The organism is Methylobacterium terrae, assembly GCF_003173755.1.
In the GTDB taxonomy this organism is placed as follows: domain Bacteria; phylum Pseudomonadota; class Alphaproteobacteria; order Rhizobiales; family Beijerinckiaceae; genus Methylobacterium; species Methylobacterium terrae.
Window position 1 is genome coordinate 1,931,195 of record NZ_CP029553.1, and the last position, 16,927, is coordinate 1,948,121.

16 protein-coding genes are annotated in these 16,927 nt (G+C 71.9%); 15 read left to right on the forward strand and 1 reads right to left on the reverse strand.

The features are described from left to right. The first annotated feature begins 101 nt into the window (after window positions 1-101). The 6 genes from DK419_RS08660 to DK419_RS08685 are packed head-to-tail and all read left to right on the forward strand — an operon-like array spanning window position 102 to window position 5,900. On the forward strand, window positions 102-1,178 hold the full coding sequence (locus tag DK419_RS08660; protein WP_109958723.1) for a LuxE/PaaK family acyltransferase: 1,077 nt from the start codon (window positions 102-104) through the stop codon (window positions 1,176-1,178). Continuing rightward, window positions 1,175-2,629, forward strand: a complete 1,455-nt coding sequence (locus tag DK419_RS08665) for an acyl-CoA reductase (RefSeq protein WP_109958724.1) — start codon at window positions 1,175-1,177, stop codon at window positions 2,627-2,629. The genes DK419_RS08660 and DK419_RS08665 overlap by 4 nt, the downstream gene beginning before the upstream one ends. Continuing rightward, the gene (locus DK419_RS08670) at window positions 2,619-3,392 is read left to right on the forward strand and encodes an ABC transporter ATP-binding protein (protein WP_109958725.1); all 774 of its coding nucleotides are present in this window, start codon (window positions 2,619-2,621) and stop codon (window positions 3,390-3,392) included. Before DK419_RS08665 ends, DK419_RS08670 begins: the two co-directional genes overlap by 11 nt. Continuing rightward, on the forward strand, window positions 3,389-4,138 hold the full coding sequence (locus DK419_RS08675; RefSeq protein ID WP_109958726.1) for an ABC transporter permease: 750 nt from the start codon (window positions 3,389-3,391) through the stop codon (window positions 4,136-4,138). The genes DK419_RS08670 and DK419_RS08675 overlap by 4 nt, the downstream gene beginning before the upstream one ends. 8 nt (window positions 4,139-4,146) lie before the next feature. Next, window positions 4,147-5,136 carry an ABC transporter substrate-binding protein gene (locus tag DK419_RS08680; RefSeq protein WP_109962199.1) on the forward strand — a complete coding sequence of 330 codons (990 nt, stop codon included), beginning with the start codon at window positions 4,147-4,149 and terminating at the stop codon, window positions 5,134-5,136. After that, on the forward strand, window positions 5,133-5,900 hold the full coding sequence (locus DK419_RS08685) for an SDR family oxidoreductase (RefSeq protein WP_109958727.1): 768 nt from the start codon (window positions 5,133-5,135) through the stop codon (window positions 5,898-5,900). The genes DK419_RS08680 and DK419_RS08685 overlap by 4 nt, the downstream gene beginning before the upstream one ends. A 315-nt stretch (window positions 5,901-6,215) precedes the next feature. Here DK419_RS08685 and DK419_RS08695 read toward each other — a convergent pair whose 3' ends face one another. Continuing rightward, window positions 6,216-7,124, reverse strand: coding sequence for a LysR family transcriptional regulator (locus DK419_RS08695; protein WP_109958728.1), 909 nt, complete (start codon window positions 7,122-7,124; stop codon window positions 6,216-6,218). A 255-nt stretch (window positions 7,125-7,379) separates the two neighbouring features. On the opposite strand from DK419_RS08695, the gene benA reads away from it, so the two are divergent. From benA to DK419_RS08740, 9 genes are all read left to right on the forward strand, one after another. After that, entirely contained in the window at window positions 7,380-8,708 is a 1,329-nt protein-coding gene (gene benA / locus DK419_RS08700; RefSeq protein ID WP_109958729.1) for a benzoate 1,2-dioxygenase large subunit, read from the forward strand. Between the two features lie 133 nt (window positions 8,709-8,841). Continuing rightward, window positions 8,842-9,333: a benzoate 1,2-dioxygenase small subunit gene (gene benB, locus DK419_RS08705; protein ID WP_109958730.1), complete on the forward strand. Its 492-nt coding sequence runs from the start codon at window positions 8,842-8,844 to the stop codon at window positions 9,331-9,333. Window positions 9,334-9,355: 22 nt separating this feature from the next. After that, window positions 9,356-10,369, forward strand: coding sequence for a benzoate 1,2-dioxygenase electron transfer component BenC (gene benC / locus DK419_RS08710; RefSeq protein ID WP_109958731.1), 1,014 nt, complete (start codon window positions 9,356-9,358; stop codon window positions 10,367-10,369). Then, window positions 10,366-11,160, forward strand: coding sequence for a 1,6-dihydroxycyclohexa-2,4-diene-1-carboxylate dehydrogenase (locus DK419_RS08715; RefSeq protein WP_109958732.1), 795 nt, complete (start codon window positions 10,366-10,368; stop codon window positions 11,158-11,160). The genes benC and DK419_RS08715 overlap by 4 nt, the downstream gene beginning before the upstream one ends. Window positions 11,161-11,193: 33 nt before the next feature. Continuing rightward, entirely contained in the window at window positions 11,194-12,129 is a 936-nt protein-coding gene (catA, locus tag DK419_RS08720) for a catechol 1,2-dioxygenase (RefSeq protein WP_109958733.1), read from the forward strand. 324 nt (window positions 12,130-12,453) lie between these two features. Next, window positions 12,454-13,623: a muconate/chloromuconate family cycloisomerase gene (locus DK419_RS08725; protein WP_109958734.1), complete on the forward strand. Its 1,170-nt coding sequence runs from the start codon at window positions 12,454-12,456 to the stop codon at window positions 13,621-13,623. 4 nt (window positions 13,624-13,627) lie between these two features. Then, entirely contained in the window at window positions 13,628-13,906 is a 279-nt protein-coding gene (gene catC / locus DK419_RS08730; RefSeq protein ID WP_109958735.1) for a muconolactone Delta-isomerase, read from the forward strand. A gap of 288 nt (window positions 13,907-14,194) precedes the next feature. Then, a complete protein-coding gene (locus DK419_RS08735) occupies window positions 14,195-15,541 on the forward strand; it encodes an MFS transporter (RefSeq protein ID WP_109958736.1) in 1,347 nt (448 codons plus the stop codon). A 104-nt stretch (window positions 15,542-15,645) separates the two neighbouring features. Next, the gene (locus tag DK419_RS08740) at window positions 15,646-16,860 is read left to right on the forward strand and encodes an FAD-dependent monooxygenase (RefSeq protein WP_245442872.1); all 1,215 of its coding nucleotides are present in this window, start codon (window positions 15,646-15,648) and stop codon (window positions 16,858-16,860) included. The last annotated feature ends 67 nt before the right edge of the window (window positions 16,861-16,927 follow it).

The window sequence follows — 16,927 nt, forward strand, 5'->3', positions numbered from 1 at the left end:
GGGACCGGCACGGGCTCCAGGGCCGACCGAGCCGTCTTTTCGCGCATGATCTCTCCGCTCGCGCATGGCCGTCGCCCGGGAACGGGCGCGAGGTGGCCGTCATGTCGCAAGCCGAGATCGTCGAGGCGCTGCTCGCCTTCATCGCGCGGGACGACGCGACCGACGACGCGTTCGAGGCGCTGGCCCTGCGGCTGTTCGCCCACCAGTTCACGCACAACGCGCCCTACCGCCGCTTCGCCCAGGCGCGCGGGCGCACGCCGCTCACGGTGCGGCGCTGGCACGACATCCCGGCGGTGCCGATCAAGGCGTTCAAGGACCTGACCCTGAGCTGCTGCCCGCCGGAGGCGGCCGAGCGGGTGTTCATGACGAGCGGCACGACCGGAAGCGGGCGCGGCCGCAGCTACCATCCGACGCTCGCGGTCTACGACGCCTCGATGCTGGCGGGCTTCTCCGCCCGGATCATGCGCGGGCGAAAGACGATCCGGATGGGCATCCTGTTCCCGGACGAGGCGGCGCTGCCGAATTCCTCGCTCGCCCACTACCTGGCGCTGGCGAAGGAGCGGTTCGGCACGCCGGACAGCGCGGTCTTCGTCCGTCAAGGCGGGCTCGACCTCGACGCGCTCCTGCGCGCGCTCGGTGAGGCCGAGGCCTCGGGCGCGCCCATCGCGCTGCTCGGCGCCACCTACGCCTTCGTGCCGGTGATGGACGCGCTTCGCGATCGGGGTCGCCGCTTCGCCCTGCCGCCGGGGAGTTTCCTGTTCGACACCGGCGGCTTCAAGGGCCAGTCGCGGGAGATCGAGCCGGACGCGTTCTACGACGGGCTGTCGCAGGCGTTCGGGGTGCCGCGGGCGGCCTGCTTCAACATGTACGGCATGACCGAGCTGAGCACACAGTTCTACGACGACGGCAACGCGGCCTGCCCGCCGGTGAAGTCCGGTCCGCACTGGATCCGCAGCCGCGTCGTCGATCCGCTGACCGGCCAGGATCTCCCGGAGGGCGAGACCGGCGTGCTGGTCCACCACGACCTCGCGCATTTCAATTCGGTCTCGGCGATCCTGACCGAGGATGCCGGGGTGGTCGTGCCCGGGGGCTTCCGGCTGCTCGGGCGGGTCGAGGGCTCGGCCTCCCGCGGCTGCTCGGTCGCGGTGGCCGAGTTCCTGGCCGCCGCACAGGGATGAGCGCGGTCGAGCAGGCCGGCCACCTGCCGGATATCTTCCCCGAGCCGGTCGGCCGGCGCGTCGCCGCGCACACGGCCTGGGGCGAGACCGTCGCGGTCGCGCTGCCGTCCTTGAGCGAGGGCCAGGCCGGGGCCCTGTGCGCCCATATCCGACGCCAAGCCCGCGAGCGCTTGCGGCGGATGGAGACCGCCCGCATCGTCGCCGCCATCGACCGGGCGAGCGCCTGCCTGCTCGACCGCGCCCACCCCCTGCGCCGCAAGGCCGAGGCGCTGCTCCCGGTCGTCACCGGCTACGACCGCGAGACCGTGCGGCTCGGCCTGACGAGCACCCTCAAGACCTTCCGGCGGCCGCAGCTTCTGCGCTTCCTGGCCGAGGACTTTTCCGATCCCGGGATGCTCGACGGCTTCCGGCCGGCGGTGAAGGGCGGGTTCGTGCGGGCGAAGGCGCCCGACCTGCTGCTCCACGTCTGGGCCGGCAACGTCCCGGCCCTGCCGCTGTGGAGCCTCGTCGCGGGCCTGCTCGTCAAGGCCGGCACGATCGGCAAGCTCGCCTCGGCCGAGCCGCTGACCGCGGGCTGGTTCGCGGGGCTCGTCGCGGAGGCCGATCCCGAGCTCGGGGAGTGCCTCGCGATCACCTGGTGGAAGGGCGGCGAGGACGCGATCGAAGGAGCGTTCCTGGGAGAGGCCGATTGCGTCATGGCCTATGGCGGCAACGCGACGCTCGCGGCGTTGCGCGCCAAGCTGCCGATCACGGCCCGGTTCCTGCCGCACGGCCACCGCATCGGCTTCGCGATGGTCGCCCGCGAGGCGCTCGACAGCCGCCGCGCCGGCCCGCTCGCGCGGCTCGCCGCCCACGACGTCGTGCGCTACGAGCAGCAGGGCTGCTACGCGCCGCAGATGCTGTTCGTCGAGCGCGGCGGCGCGGTGGCGCCGGACGCGTTCGCCCGCCACCTCGCCCACGAGCTCGCCGCGATGGCGAGCCGCCACCCGCGCCGGCGGCTCGACGCGGGCGAGGCCGCCGCGATCGCCGGGTGGCGCAGCGCCCACGAGATGCGCGCCCTGGATGGTGGCGCGGCGCTCCTCGGCGACCCGGCCGATCCGTGGAGCGTCGCCCTCCTCGACGAGGCCGCCGCCTTGAGCCCGTCGGGCCTCAACCGCACCGTCGCGGTGGTGGCGCTCGACGATCTCGCCGAGGTGCCGGCCCTGGTCGCCCCCCATCGCGCCTACCTCCAGACCGCCGGGATCGCCGCCGCCCCCGCGCGGCTGCTGACGCTCGCCGACGACCTCGCGGCGGTCGGCGTCACCCGGATCTCGGCCATCGGCCGCATGACCGCGCCGGAGGCCGGCTGGCACCATGACGGGCGCTTCAGCCTCCTCGACCTCGTCACCGTGACGGAGATCGAGGCGAGCGCCGAGGCGGCGGCGGAAGGCTTCGCGCCCTATGCCGACTGACGCCTTCCTCGCCCTCGACGGCGTGCGCTACCGCTTCCCCGGCGACCCGGCCGAGACCGTGGCGGGCGTCGACTGGGCGATCCCCCGCGGGGCGATCCACTGCCTGCTCGGCCGCAGCGGCTGCGGCAAGACGACGTTGCTCAAGCTCGCCGCCGGCCTGCTGGCGCCGGATCACGGCACGGTCCGGCTCGGCGGCGAAGCCTTGCGCGGCCCCTCCCCCCGCGTCGGCTTCGTGTTCCAGGCCCCGACCCTCCTCGACTGGCTCTGCGCCCTCGACAACGTGCTCTTGCCGGTCTCGCTCAAGCGCCGGCCCCGTCCCGCCGACCGGGACGCCGCCCGCGACCTGCTCGCGGCGATGGGCCTCGGCGACCTCGCCGGCCGCCGGCCCGCCGCCCTCTCGGGCGGGCAGCGGAGCCGGGTCGCGATGGCGAGGGCGCTCATCGGCGGCCCGGACCTCCTGCTCCTCGACGAGCCCTTCGCCGCCCTCGACGCGCTGACCCGCGAGGAGTTGCAGGACGACCTCCTGGGCCTCTGCGCCTCGCGCGGGACCGCGGCGCTCTTCGTCACCCACGACATCGCCGAGGCGGTCACCCTCGGCGACCGGGTCGGGGTGATGGCGGCCGGGCGCCTGATCCACGAGGGCGCGGTCCCGCTGCCCCGGCCGCGGCCTCCCGGCATCCGCTACGAGCCCGCCTTCGGGGCGGCGTGCCGCCATCTGCGCGCGATCATGGACGCCTCCCCGGCTCTCGGGCGGGCGGCGTGAGGGCGCGCCTCGCCTCGGCCCTGCTGCTGGCGGGCCTTCTGATCGCCTGGGAGGCGTGGTGCCGCTCGGGCGCCGTCTCGCCCCTCGTCCTGCCGGCGCCGTCGGCCGTCGCCGAGACCCTGTGGGGGGAGATCGCCTCCGGCCGGCTCTGGCCGCACCTGCGGGTCACCGTCACCGAGATGGCGCTCGGGCTGCTTGCCGGCGCGGGCCTCGGGCTCGGTGCCGGCATCCTGCTCTCGGAATGGCCGGCGCTCCACCGGGTGCTGCGCCCCTACGTGCTGGCGAGCCAGCTGGTGCCGAAGCTGGCGCTCGGCCCCCTGCTGATCCTCTGGTTCGGCTTCGGGCTGACGCCGACCGTGGTGATCACCGCGCTGATCTGCTTCTTCCCGCTGTTCGAGAACACCCTGACGGGCCTCGCCCAGGTCGATCCGGGCCAGCGCGAGCTCTTTCGCATGCTCGGGGCGGGCCGGGCCCGGACGCTCTTGCGCCTGAAGCTCCCTTCGGCGCTGCCGGTGGTCCTGGCGGGTTTTCGCGTCGCGATCGTGCTCGCCCTCGTGGGCGCGGTGGTGGGCGAGTTCGTCGGCGGCCGCCAGGGCCTCGGCGCCTCGATCATCGCCGCCCAGAGCGTGATGGATTCGAGCCTGATCGTGGCGCTCTTCGTGGTGATCACCGCCCTCGGCATGGCCGTCTACGAGGCCGCGCGGGGGCTCGAGGCCCTGATCCTGCGCCGTTACGCGAGAGGTTGACCCTGACGATGCCCTCCTTCCGTCTCCTCGTCGTCCTCGCGCTGACCTGGCTCGGCGGCCCGGCCCTCGCGCAGACCCCTGAAAAATTCACCGTCGGCGGCTGGAGCCAGCCGATCAGCGAGATCACCAACCTGCTCGCCGAGCCCGACCACGGCTTGTTCAAGGCCCGCGGCATCGCCCTCGACTACGTGCCGGGCAATGGCGGCGGCGCGGCGATCCAGGCGCTGCTCTCGGGGCAGGCGGACGTCGCCTTCACCGACCCGGCCTCGTTCTACCTCGCCCTCGACAAGGGCGCGGACCTGGTGGCGATCTACAACATCTACCCGCAGAACGTGTTCAACGTCGTGGCGCTTAAAGAGCGCGGCATCCGCTCGGCGGCCGACCTCAAGGGCAGGCGCGTCGGCGTCTACAGCCTGGCGAGCGGCACCCGCCAGCACCTGCTGCTGCTGCTCGCCAGCGCCGGCCTGAAGGAGAGCGACGTGACGGTCGAGGTCACGGGTCTCCTCAACTTCGCGCCCCTGATCCAGGGCCAGGTCGACGCCACGGCGGCCACCGATACCGGGCTCCTCGTCGGCCGCGCCAAGGGCCTCGGCGAGGTCGACGTGATCGCGGTGCGCGACCACCTCAACCTGCCGAGCGACATCTTCGTGGTGACGCGCAAGGACTACGAGGCGAGGAAGCCGCTGCTCAAGCGCTTCCTCGCCGCCTACCGCGACTCCGCCGCCTGGATGATCGCCAGGCCCGACGAGGCGGCGCGGCTGGCCGTCACCCGGGCGATCAACGGCCGCGACGAGGCGATCAACCGCGAGGTGATCGCCTTGCGCAATCGGTCGAGCGTGTCGCCCACCACCGAGCGCGAGGGCCTCGGCCATTTCGACTTGCCCGTCCTGCAAGAGGGTGCCGACACCTTCCGCCGGCTCGGCCTGATCGCCCGCGCCCTCGACATGGGCCAGGCGGTGAAGAGCGACCTGCTGCCGGGCAAGGAGGGCACGAAGTGAGGTTTACCGACCGCGCCGTCCTGGTCACGGGGGCCAGCCGCGGCATCGGCGCGGCGATCGCCGCGGCCTTCGCCCGTGAGGGCGGCCTCGTCGTCGTCAATTACCGCCAGAACCACGACGCCGCGCACGCCGTGGCGGAGCGCTGCCGGGCGCTCGGCGGCCAGGCGCTCGCGGTCGCGGCCGACGTGACCGATGCCGGCGCGGTGGCGGCCCTGGCGGAGCGGATCGCCGAGGAGGTCGGCCGCCTCGACGCGGTCGTCAACAACGCCTTCGCGCCCTACCGCTTCGATCCCGACCGCCGCGCACGCTTCCCCGACGTGCCGTGGGAGGCCTACCAGCGCCAGTTCGACGGCGCGGTGCGGGCGGCCCACACGGTCGTCCGGGCGATGCTGCCGCTGCTCGCCCGGCGCAGCGGGGGCGCCATCGTCAACCTGACGAGCGACCTCGTCGCGCGCCCGAGCATCCCCTACCACGACTACACCACCGCCAAGGCGGCGCTCGTCGGCTTCAGCCGCAACCTCGCGGCCGAGCTCGGGCCGATCGGCGTGCGGGTCAACTGCGTGGCGCCGGGGCTGGTCACCGGGACCGATGCGAGCCGGGACACGCCCGAGGAGGTGCGCGAGGCGCTGATCGCCCAGACCCCCTTGCGCCGCCTCGCGACGCCGGAGGACGTGGCCGGGCCGGTGCTGTTCCTGGCCAGCGCGGAGAGCCGGTTCGTGACCGGGCAGGTGCTGACCGTGGATGGGGGATTGGTGATGGGGTGAGTCAGCCCGGGGGCTTGCGCCACCTTGCGCGCTGTTCCGGCATGGGCGCGGGTCTTCCCCTCTCCCCGCGGGCGGGGAGAGGCCTTCACCCCCCTCGTCGGGGGTGAGGGGAGCGAAGGCGACAGCCGGAGCGAGGGTGAGGGGGTCTCGACGAGCGAGGCTCCTCCGGAACCGCCCCCTCACCGTCGGCTGCCGCCTCGCTGTGCTCCCTGAACGGGAGCACAGCCCTCTCCCCGCCCGCGGGGAGAGGGGATACGCGCACCACATGGGATTGCCGCTCAGTAGTCAGACTTCAGCAGACGCCACCACCGATCCTCACACCCCGAACCGCAACCCCTCCCGCTCGTAATCCTCCCGCACGCATTGCAGGATCAACCCGATCTCCGGCGAGGGGTCGTTCCTGCGGTAGCTCATGATAACCGGGATCAGCGCCCGCTCCTCGTCGAGGGGCCGGTAGGCGACGCCGTCGCGGCGCAGGCGCTCGATCGAGGCAGGCACCACGCAGACTCCCGCTTCCGCCGCGACGAGGCCGAGCGCGGTCTGGAGCTCGCGCACCTCGTGGATCACCGGCGGGCGCACCCCGTGCTCGCGAAACAGTGCCAGGATGCGGTCGGCGTTGTTGGGCCGGGCGCTCTTCGGGTAGAGGATCAGGGCCGTGTCGGCGAGGTCGCGGAGCTTCAGGGGGCCCGGCGGGCGCTCGGCGTCCCAGGCCATCGGCACGGCGACGATCAATTTCTCGTTGCGCAGGAGGACGCGCTCGATCGCCGGATCCTCGATCTCGACCCGGCCGAAGCCGACATCGATGCGGCCCTCCTTCAGCGCCGCGATCTGCTCGAGGGTCAGCAATTCGAGCAGCGTCATGTCGACGTCGGGGCGTTTCGTCCGGTAGCCACGCAGGATCTCCGGGAGCCGTCCGTAGAGCGTCGAGGCGACGAAGCCGATGCGAAAACTGTTGCGCTCGGCGACGCGCAGGCGCCGGCCGGTCTCGCGCAGGTCGTCGACCCGCTCCAGGATCTGCAGGGCCTGCTCGTAGATCACCCGGCCCGGCTCGGTCAGCCGTACCGGCCGCGAGCCGCGCTCGATCAGTTCCAGGCCGAACTCCTCCTCGAAGTGCTGCACCTGCTTGCTCAGCGCCGGCTGGGCGACGTGCATCGCCTCCGCCGCGCGGGTGAAGCTCTGCGCGCGGGCGACGGCCACGAAGTAGCGCAGGTGGCGCAGCTCCAATCATTCCTCCCCGATCATTCCTGCCAGGAATGGTTTTGTTCCCAATCGGTCTTGGACCTCCTTATGCCGCTTCCTTAGAACTGAAAAAAGAGGAAACGCTCAGGGAGCGAGCGGGGCTCGGGACGAGACAGTCCAGGACGAGCACCCTGCCACCCTGCGCACAGACGAGCGACAGATCCGAGCCGGCCGCGCATCCCGTGGACCGGCAACGACCTCCCTCGTCTCAAGAACAGCCGGCGCGGCAGGGAGAGCATCATGCTGGACGAACTGCATCAGGTGGTCGAGGGCGCGGTCGAGGAGAACGCCGAGACCGGCGTGTACCGCTGCCGCCGGGACATCTTCACCGATCCCAGCATCTTCGAATTGGAGATGCAGCACATCTTCGAGGGCAACTGGATCTACCTGGCCCACGAGAGCCAGATCCCGAACCCGAACGACTACTTCACGACGTTCATGGGCCGCCAGCCTGTCGTCATCACCCGCAGCCGCAAGGGCGAGTTGCAGGCCTTCGTCAACGCCTGCAGCCACCGCGGCGCGATGGTGTGCCGGCACAAGCGCGGCAACAAGGCGACCTTCACCTGCCCGTTCCACGGCTGGACCTTCAGCAACGGCGGCAAGCTCCTGAAGGTCAAGGATCCGGAGAATGCCGGCTATCCCGAGAGCTTCAACCGCGACGGCTCGCACGACCTGACCAAGGTGGCGCGCTTCGAGAACTACCGCGGCTTCCTGTTCGGCAGCCTCAACCCCGACGTGAAGCCGCTGACCGAGCATCTCGGCCAGGCGACGCGGATCATCGACATGATCGTCGACCAGTCGCCGGACGGGCTCGAGGTCCTGCGCGGCGCCTCGACCTACGTCTTCGACGGCAACTGGAAGCTCCAGACCGAGAACGGCGCCGACGGCTACCACGTCAGCGCGACGCACTGGAACTACGCCGCCACCACCAGCCGGCGCAAGGAATCGCACGTCGTCGACAAGACCCGCGCCATGGATGCGGGCGGGTGGGCGAAGCAGGGCGGCGGCTTCTACTCGTTCGAGCACGGCCACCTCCTGCTCTGGACCACCTGGGCGAACCCGGAGGACCGGCCGAACTGGGACCGCCGCGGCGAACTGGCGGACCAGCACGGGCAGGCGATGGCGGACTGGATGATCAACCGCTCGCGCAACCTCTGCCTCTACCCGAACGTCTACCTGATGGACCAGTTCTCGTCGCAGATCCGCACCTACCGGCCGATCGCCGTCGATAAGACCGAGGTGACGATCTACTGCATCGCGCCGCGGGGCGAGGCGCCCGACGCCCGGACCCGGCGCATCCGCCAGTACGAGGACTTCTTCAACGCCAGCGGCATGGCGACCCCGGACGACCTGGAGGAGTTCCGCGCCTGCCAGATCGGCTATCGCGGCCGCGCGGCGCAGTGGAACGACCTCTGCCGCGGCGCCACCCACTGGATCGAGGGCGCGGACGAGGGGGCGCGGGCGATCGGGCTGGAGCCGCTGCTCAGCGGCGCCAAGACCGAGGACGAGGGCTTGTTCGCGATCCAGCACCGCTACTGGATGGACACGATGCGGCGGCACCTGCCGTAGGCGCGCCGGCCCTGGACCCTCCCCCCTCCGCCGGGAGGGTTCTCGGGAGCCTGACTCACGACAAGCGAAACACCGACGGCGCCGGCCCCACCGGGGCGCCGAACGCCCCCGCACGCCTACACGGAGCCCTCCGATGCCTCTCACCCTGGAGCAGGTGCAGCAGTTCCTCTATCGCGAGGCCCGCTTCCTCGACGACCGCGACTTCGACGCCTGGCTGGCGCTCTACGCGCCCGACGTCGAGTTCTGGATGCCGTCCTGGGACGACGACGACCAGCTCGTCACCGATCCGCAGACCGACGTCTCGCTGATCTACTACGACAGCCGCAGCGGCCTGGAGGACCGGGTCTTCCGCATCCGCACCGAGCGCTCCAGCGCCACCAGCCTGCCGGAGCCGCGCACCTCGCACAACATCGCGAACGTCGAGATCCTGGAGCAGGACGGCGCCACCTGCCGCTTACGCTTCAACTGGCTCACCTTCAACTACCGCTACAAGACGGTGGACACGCATTTCGGCACGTCGTTCTACACCCTCGACACCAGCGGAGAGACCCCGCTGATCAAGAACAAGAAGGTGATCCTCAAGAACGACTACATCCACCACGTCATCGACGTCTACCACATCTGAGGAGGGCGCCGTGAACGCTGCCATGCACAACGTTGCGCTCAATTTCGAGGACGGGGTCACCCGCTTCGTCGCCTGCCGGCCGGGCGAGACGGTGGCCGACGCCTCCTACCGGCTCGGCATCAACATCCCGCTCGATTGCCGGGACGGCGCCTGCGGCACCTGCCGGGTCCACTGCGAATCCGGCCGGTTCGATGCAGGCCACTACATCGAGGACGCGCTCTCCGACGAGGAGGCGGCGCAGGGTTACGGCCTCGCCTGCCAGATGCGGCCGACGACCGACCTGGTGCTGGCGGTGGCCGCCTCCTCGGAGGTCTGCAAGACGAAGGCTGCCGCCCTCAAGGGCAAGGTCGCGGCGGTGCGGCGGCTGTCGGACACGACCTTCGGCTTGAGCGTCGAGACCGAGGAGCCGGTCGGCTTCCTGCCGGGGCAGTACGTCAACATCGCGGTGCCGGGAAGCGGCCAGGCGCGGTCCTACTCGTTCAGCTCGGTCCCGGGCAGCGCCCAGGCCGAGTTCCTGATCCGCAACATCCCGGGCGGCCTGATGAGCACGTTCCTGGCCAGGACCGCGCAGGAAGGCGCCGCCCTCGACCTGACCGGCCCCTCGGGCAGCTTCTACCTGCGCGAGATCCGCCGCCCGGTGCTGATGCTCGCCGGCGGCACCGGCCTAGCGCCGTTCCTGTCGATGCTCGGCCGGGTCGCCGAGACCGGGTCCGACCAGCCGATCCACCTCGTCTACGGCGTCACCCACGATGCTGACCTCGTCGAGACCGAGGCGCTCGAAGAGGCGAAGGCGAAGATCCCGGGCTTCAGCTTCGAGACCTGCGTCGCCTCGCCCGGGAGCACCCATGCTCGGAGGGGCTACGTCACCGAGCACCTCGCCGACGCGCACCTGCATGGCGGCGCCATCGACACCTACCTGTGCGGCCCGCCCGCGATGGTCGATGCCGTCCGCAGGACCTTCGCCGAGCGGGGATTGAGCCCCGCGAGCTTCCACTACGAGAAGTTCGCCGCGAGCGGCGTCGGGGGCGGGGCATGACCGGGTTCGTCTCGCCCGGCCGCTTCGCCGGCAAGATCGCGGTGGTGACCGGCGCCGCGCAGGGCATCGGCCGCGAGGTCTCCTTGCGGCTCGCCCGCGAGGGCGCCGCCCTCCTCCTCACCGACCGCTCGGAGATCGTCGAGGAGACGGCGGCGGCCGCCCGCGACCTCGGCGCGAAGGCCGCGGTGCGGCTCGCCGACGCCGAGAGCTTCGAGGGCTGCGAGGGCGTGATGGCGGCGGCGGTCGCGCGGTTCGGCCGGCTCGACGTGCTGATCAACAATGTCGGCGGCTCGATCTGGTTCAAGCCGTTCGCCCACTACGCCCCGCACGAGGTCGAGGCCGAGATCCGGCGCTCGCTGTTCCCGACCCTGTGGTGCTGCCGGGCGGCGCTGCCGCACATGCTGGCGCAGGGCGGCGGCAGCATCGTCAACGTGTCGTCGGTGGCGACGCGGGGCGTCAACCGGGTGCCCTACGCGGCGGCCAAGGGCGGGGTGAACGCGCTCACCGCCTGCCTGGCCTGCGAGTACGCCGGGCACGGCATCCGGGTGAACGCGGTGGCGCCCGGCGGCACCGAGGCGCCGCCCCGGCGCGTCGCCCGCAACCCGGACCCGCCGAGCGACCAGGAGCGGGCCTGGATCGCCGAGGTGGTGGCCCAGACCAGGGCATCGAGCCTGATGCACCGCTACGGCACCGCCGCCGAGCAGGCCGCCGCGATCCTGTTCCTCGCCTCCGACGAGGCCTCCTACGTCACCGGCGTCACCCTGCCGGTCGCCGGCGGCGACCTCGGCTGACCCGTCCCCCCGACCAGAAGAGAGGAAACGCCCATGTCCAAGCCTTCCCCGATCACCGAATCCGCCGAAGCCCAGGCCCTGTTCGACAAGGTCGCGGGCCTGTCCACCGAGGCCGGCGACCCGCGCATCAAGCAGATCGTGCGCCGCGTCGTCGAGGATGCCTGCCGGATCGTCGAGGATCTCGACGTCACCCCGAGCGAGTTCTGGACCGCGATGAGCTACCTGACCGAGACCGGCCAGGCGAACGAGTTCGGCCTGCTGATGCCGGGCCTCGGGATCGAGCACTTCATCGACCTGTGCATCGACGCCAAGGAGCGGGCGGCCGGCATCGAGGGCGGCACGCCGCGCACCATCGAGGGCCCGCTCTACGTCGCCGGCGCGCCGCTGGCCAAGGGCGAGGCGCGCCTCGACGACGACCCGGAGGACGGCGAGGTGCTGATCGTCGAGGGCCAGGTGACCGGCCGGAGCGGCGCGCCGGTGGCGGGCGCCATCGTGGACGTCTGGCACGCCAACACGCTCGGCAACTACTCGGTGTTCGATCGGAGCCAGAGCACCTGGAATCTCCGCCGGCGGATCGAGACCGACGATCAGGGCCGCTACCGCTTCCGCAGCATCCTGCCGAAGGGCTACGGCTGCCCGCCGCACGGCCAGACCCAGAAGCTCCTCGACCGGCTCGGCCGCCACGGCCAGCGCCCGGCCCACATCCACTTCTTCGTCTCCGGCCCCGGCCACCGGCAGCTGACGACGCAGATCAACCTCTCGGACGATCCCTACCTGCACGACGACTTCGCCTTCGCCACCCGCGACGGGCTGATCGCCGAGGTGGTGCGGGTCACGGATCCGGCGGCGATCGCGGCGGCGGGGCTGGAGGGACCGTTCTCGACCATCCGGTTCGACTTCGCCCTCAACCCGGAGGTGGCGCACGCGCCGGATCCGGTGGTGGTGCGGCCGCATGCCGAGGCGGCGTAAGGCGCGACGCCCGCCCCCCCCCTCTGCGGGGACTGTCCGGGAAAATCCCTTTCAGAATCAAGCGCGGGATCCCCTCTCCCGTGTGGGAGAGGGGTAGGGGTGAGGGTGGAGACGGTGCAGCAAGAGGACTGAACCGTTCCGCTGCCAGCACGACGGCCACAGCTTTACACGGAAGCGTCACACCCTCACCCCCGGCCCCTCTCCCACTCGGGAGAGGGGAGGCGCGCCTTCTCCTTCCCCGGACAGCCCTGCGCGGAGGGGGAGGGCTGGAACCGCGCGCCTCACGCCCGAACCGACCCCACCCCCCACATCCCGAGACGCCCCATGCTCGCGAAGACCCAGCTCCACGACGCCGTGCGCCACACGCCCGCCCGAGACCTCGCGGTCGCCGACATCCGCACCACGATCGTCGACGTGCCGACCGTGCGGAAGCACAAGCTCTCCCAGACCTCGGTCACCGCGCAGAGCTACGTCATCGTCCAGCTTCGCCTCGCCAACGGCGTCGTGGGCATCGGCGAGGCGGCGACGCTCGGCGGGCCGCGCTGGAGCGAGGAGAGCGTCGAGGGCATCAAGGCCACCATCGACACCTACCTCGCCCCGGCCCTGATCGGGCAGCCCGCCGACCTTTTCGTCGCCGCCGGCGAGCGCCTGGACGCGGCGGCCAAGCGCAACAACGCCGCCAAGGCGGCGCTCGAGACAGCCCTGTTCGACGCGGTCGGAAAAACCCTCGGCCTTCCCGTCGCGGCTCTGCTCGGCGGCGCGGTGCGAAACCGATTCCCGGTCCTGTGGACGCTCGCCTCGGGCGACCCCGACCAGGAGATCGCCGAGGCCGAGGACAAGCTCGCGGCGCGGCTGCATCGCACCTTCAAGATCAAGATCGGCGCGCAGTCGCCGGACGCCGACCTCGCGCGATTGACGCGGCTCTCGAAGGCGCTCGCCGACCGCGCCACCCTCATCGTCGACGCCAACCAGGCCTGGGACGAGACGGTCGCGCGCCGCTGCCTGCCGCGGCTGGCCGATCTCGGCATCGCCCTCGTCGAGCAGCCGCTGCCGGCCTGGAACGTCGCCGGGATGGGCCGCCTGCGGGCGCGAGGGGGCGTGCCGCCGCTGCTCGCCGACGAGTGCGTGTTCACCGCCCACGACATGCTCGGCGTCGCGCAGGCCGCGGCAGCGGACGCGGTCTCGCTCAAGCTCGTCAAGCATGGCGGCCTCGTCGGCTTGCACAAGGTCGCGGCGGTGGCGGAGGCCGCCGGCATCGGGCTCTACGGCGGCTGCCTGCTGGAGAGCTCGGTCGGCGCCGCGGCGCATCTCCACGCCTTCGCGGGGCTGCGGGAGCTGGCCTGGGGCTGCGAGCATTTCGGGCCGCAGATCCTCACCGGCGACCTCGTCACCGAGCCGCTCGCCTTCCGCGACTTCGCGGTGCACCTGCCCGACGGCCCCGGCCTCGGCGTGACCCTCGATCCCGACAAGCTGCGCCACTACGCCCGGAGCTGATCCCATGCTGTACTGCGTCGAGATGGACGTCGCGATCCCGCACGGCCTCGATTCCGACTATGTTGCCAAGCTGAAGGCCGACGAGAAGGCGAGAGCCCAGGATCTCCAGCGCCAGGGCAAGTGGCGCCACCTGTGGCGGGTCGCGGGTCGCTACGCCAACATCAGCGTGTTCGACGTCGAGAACCACGACGAGCTGCACGACATCCTGTCCGGCCTGCCGCTGTTCCCGTTCATGACGATGCGCGTGACCCCGCTCGCGCGCCATCCCTCGGCGGTCGGCTGACCGGATGCGGGCGGGGAGCCAGCCACTCTCGCCCCTCGCACTCTGCGCGTCGTCCCGGGGACCGTCGAAGACGAGAACCCGGGATCCGGAATCGTCGACGGTTCAGATCAAGTTGGAACGCGCATCGCCTCGCCCGGCATCGTCGGCGGCGGTGGATCCCGGGTTCCGCTTCGCGGCCCCGGGATGACGAAGAGGAGATGAGTCCCGCCGAGGACTTCGATCCCCCCGTCCGCCATTCGGCACGAGACCGAAGAAATCCCCAAAAACCACCCAGGAGGAAACAACGCCATGCCCACACCACGCAGCATCGACGTCCAGGACGTCGTCAACCGCCACGGGGTCTCCCGCTTCCAGATGCGGATCGTGCTCCTGTGCTTCCTCGTCGTCGCCATCGACGGGTTCGACACCGCGGCGATCGGCTACATCGCCCCGGCGCTCCGGACCCAGTGGGGCGTGACCCAGGCCCAGCTCGCGCCGCTGTTCGGCGCCGGGCTGTTCGGCCTGATGGTCGGCGCCTTCCTGTTCGGCCCGCTCGCCGACCGGGTCGGCCGCAAGGCGATGCTGATCGTCACCACGGCCTTCTTCGGGCTCGCCAGCCTCGCCTCGGCGTGGTCGACCTCGATCGAGATGCTGACGGTCCTGCGCTTCGTCACCGGGCTGGGCCTCGGCGGCGCGATGCCGAACGCCATCACGCTGACCTCGGAATACTGCCCGGAGCACCGCCGCTCGTTCCTCACCATGGCGATGTTCTGCGGCTTCACCGTCGGTTCGGCCCTCGGCGGCTTCGCGGCGGCGCACCTGATCGCCGATTACGGCTGGACCTCGGTGCTGGTGATCGGCGGCGTCATGCCCCTCGCGCTGGTGCCGGTGCTGGTGCTCGGCCTGCCGGAATCGGTGCGCTTCCTCGTGCTCAAGCAGGCCCCGGCGGAGAAGGTGGCGCGGCTCCTCAACCGCATCGCCCCGGCCGAGGACTTTTCCGGCGCCACCTTCGCCGGCATCGCCAAGCCCAAGGGCTCGCCGATCAGCCAGCTGTTCCAGCCCGGCCTCGTCGCCGCCACGCTGTGCCTGTGGCTCACCTTCTTCATGAGCCTGCTGATCTTCTACCTGCTGTCGAGCTGGCTCCCCACCATCATCAGCAGCGCCGGGCTCACCCTCAAGGAAGCCTCCCTCGTCACCGTCATGCTCGCCACCGGCGGCACGGTCGGCGGCCTCGTGCTCGGGGCGCTGATGGACAGGGTCAACCCGCACGTGGTGCTGGGCCTGTCCTACCTCGCGGCGGCCGGCTTCGTGGCGCTGATCGGCAGCGCCACCGGCTCGGTCCCGCTGCTGGTGGCGGCGGTGTTCGGCGCCGGGTTCTGCGTCGCCGGCTCGCAGATCGGCATCAACGCGCTCTCGGCGAGCACCTACCCGACCGCGAACCGGGCGACGGGCGTGGCCTGGGCCAACGCCGTCGGCCGCGTCGGCTCGGTGGTCGGCTCGATGATCGGCGCCTCGCTGATCGGGCTCGGCTTCGGCCTGCCGGCGACCTTCGGCATCGTCGCGGTGCCGGCGCTGATCGCGGCCGCCGGCATCACGCTCAAGGGCCGGCTCGGCACGCCCGCGCCGCGCCTCGCCCCGGCGCTCCAGAGCACCTGACGCTCCCCTCCCCGCGCCACCCGGCGCGGGGTCCCTCACGTGCGCCATCCGGACGAGCCGACATGCCATCGACATCCTCCGCCCAGTCATCTTCGGGCAGGGCCTTGCGCGTCGCCGTGATCGGCGGCGGCATCGGCGGGCTGACCCTCGGCCTCGCCCTGCGCCGCCGCGGCCTGACCGCCGACATCTACGAGCAGGCGGCGGAGCTCGCCGAGATCGGCGCCGCCGTCGCGCTCTCGGCCAACGCGACGCGCGAGCTCGAACGCCTCGGCCTCGGGCCGGCGCTGGACGCGGTCTCGACCGAGCCGACCGAGCTGATCTTTCGCGACGGGCGCAGCGGCGCCCGGGTCGCCGCCCACCCGGTCCGCGACGGCGGCGCCTACAGAACCCGGTTCGGGGCACCGTATTACGGCGTGCACCGGGCCGATCTGCAGAAGGTCCTGAGCGGGGGGCTCGCCGGCGCGGGCCTGCATCTCGGCCACCGCCTCGCCGCCCTCGACCAGAGGGGCGACGTCATGATGCTCGCCTTCGAGAACGGCGCCGAGGTCGAGGCCGATCTCGTGATCGGCGGCGACGGCGTGCGCTCGCCGGTGCGGCGCTGGATCACCGGCGGGGAGAAGGTGCGCTACTCCGGCACCAGCGCCTTCCGGGGCGTGGTGCCGATGGGCCTGTTGCCCTCGCTCCCCGACCGCCAAGCGATCCAGTTCTGGATGGGGCCGGACGCGCACCTGCTGCACTACGCCATCGGGGGCGAGGCGGATTCCGTCAACTTCTTCGCCGTCGTCGAGGGGCCGGGGACCTGGACGTCCGAGCGCTGGCTCGCCGGGATCGCGCCGGGCGAGCACCGCGCGGGCTTCTCCGGCTGGCACCCGGCGGTGATCGAGATGCTCGACGCGCTGCCCCAGACCCAGCGCTGGGGCCTGTTCGTCACCGATCCCCTGCGGCGCTGGCACCGGGGCCGGGCGGTGCTGATGGGCGACAGCGCGCATGCCATGCTGCCCCATCACGGCCAGGGCGCCAACACCACGATCGAGGACGCCGTCACCCTGGCCGAACTGCTCGCCGCGGGCGGCGCGCGCGACCTCGACCGGACGGTGCGGCGCTACCAGGACCTGCGGCAGGCCCGGACCCGCACGATCCAGCGCAGCGCCTGGGCGACGAACCGCCTCCTGCACCTGCCCGATTCCGTCGGACCCGGGGCGCTGGCGCGGCGCGACGCCCGGATGGCGCGCTTCCCCGAGGATTTCGGCTGGATCCACGCCTTCGACGCGCGGGCCGTCGTCGGGAAGGCCGCCGCCGAGGATTCGCGCGCGGCGTGACGCGCCGGCGACGTCGCGTCCGACCCGCGCGAGACGGCGCGGGATCCCCGCCGACCCCGCAGGAGGG

What these genes read in the sequence shown, in the direction of transcription:
- DK419_RS08660 (WP_109958723.1), top strand. Translation starts at nt 102, where the DNA reads ATGTCGCAAGCCGAGATCGTCGAGGCGCTGCTCGCCTTCATCGCGCGG.
- DK419_RS08665 (WP_109958724.1), top strand. Translation starts at nt 1,175, where the DNA reads ATGAGCGCGGTCGAGCAGGCCGGCCACCTGCCGGATATCTTCCCCGAG.
- DK419_RS08670 (WP_109958725.1), top strand. Translation starts at nt 2,619, where the DNA reads ATGCCGACTGACGCCTTCCTCGCCCTCGACGGCGTGCGCTACCGCTTC.
- DK419_RS08680 (WP_109962199.1), top strand. Translation starts at nt 4,147, where the DNA reads ATGCCCTCCTTCCGTCTCCTCGTCGTCCTCGCGCTGACCTGGCTCGGC.
- benA (WP_109958729.1), top strand. Translation starts at nt 7,380, where the DNA reads ATGCTGGACGAACTGCATCAGGTGGTCGAGGGCGCGGTCGAGGAGAAC.
- benB (WP_109958730.1), top strand. Translation starts at nt 8,842, where the DNA reads ATGCCTCTCACCCTGGAGCAGGTGCAGCAGTTCCTCTATCGCGAGGCC.
- benC (WP_109958731.1), top strand. Translation starts at nt 9,356, where the DNA reads ATGCACAACGTTGCGCTCAATTTCGAGGACGGGGTCACCCGCTTCGTC.
- DK419_RS08715 (WP_109958732.1), top strand. Translation starts at nt 10,366, where the DNA reads ATGACCGGGTTCGTCTCGCCCGGCCGCTTCGCCGGCAAGATCGCGGTG.
- catA (WP_109958733.1), top strand. Translation starts at nt 11,194, where the DNA reads ATGTCCAAGCCTTCCCCGATCACCGAATCCGCCGAAGCCCAGGCCCTG.
- DK419_RS08725 (WP_109958734.1), top strand. Translation starts at nt 12,454, where the DNA reads ATGCTCGCGAAGACCCAGCTCCACGACGCCGTGCGCCACACGCCCGCC.
- catC (WP_109958735.1), top strand. Translation starts at nt 13,628, where the DNA reads ATGCTGTACTGCGTCGAGATGGACGTCGCGATCCCGCACGGCCTCGAT.
- DK419_RS08735 (WP_109958736.1), top strand. Translation starts at nt 14,195, where the DNA reads ATGCCCACACCACGCAGCATCGACGTCCAGGACGTCGTCAACCGCCAC.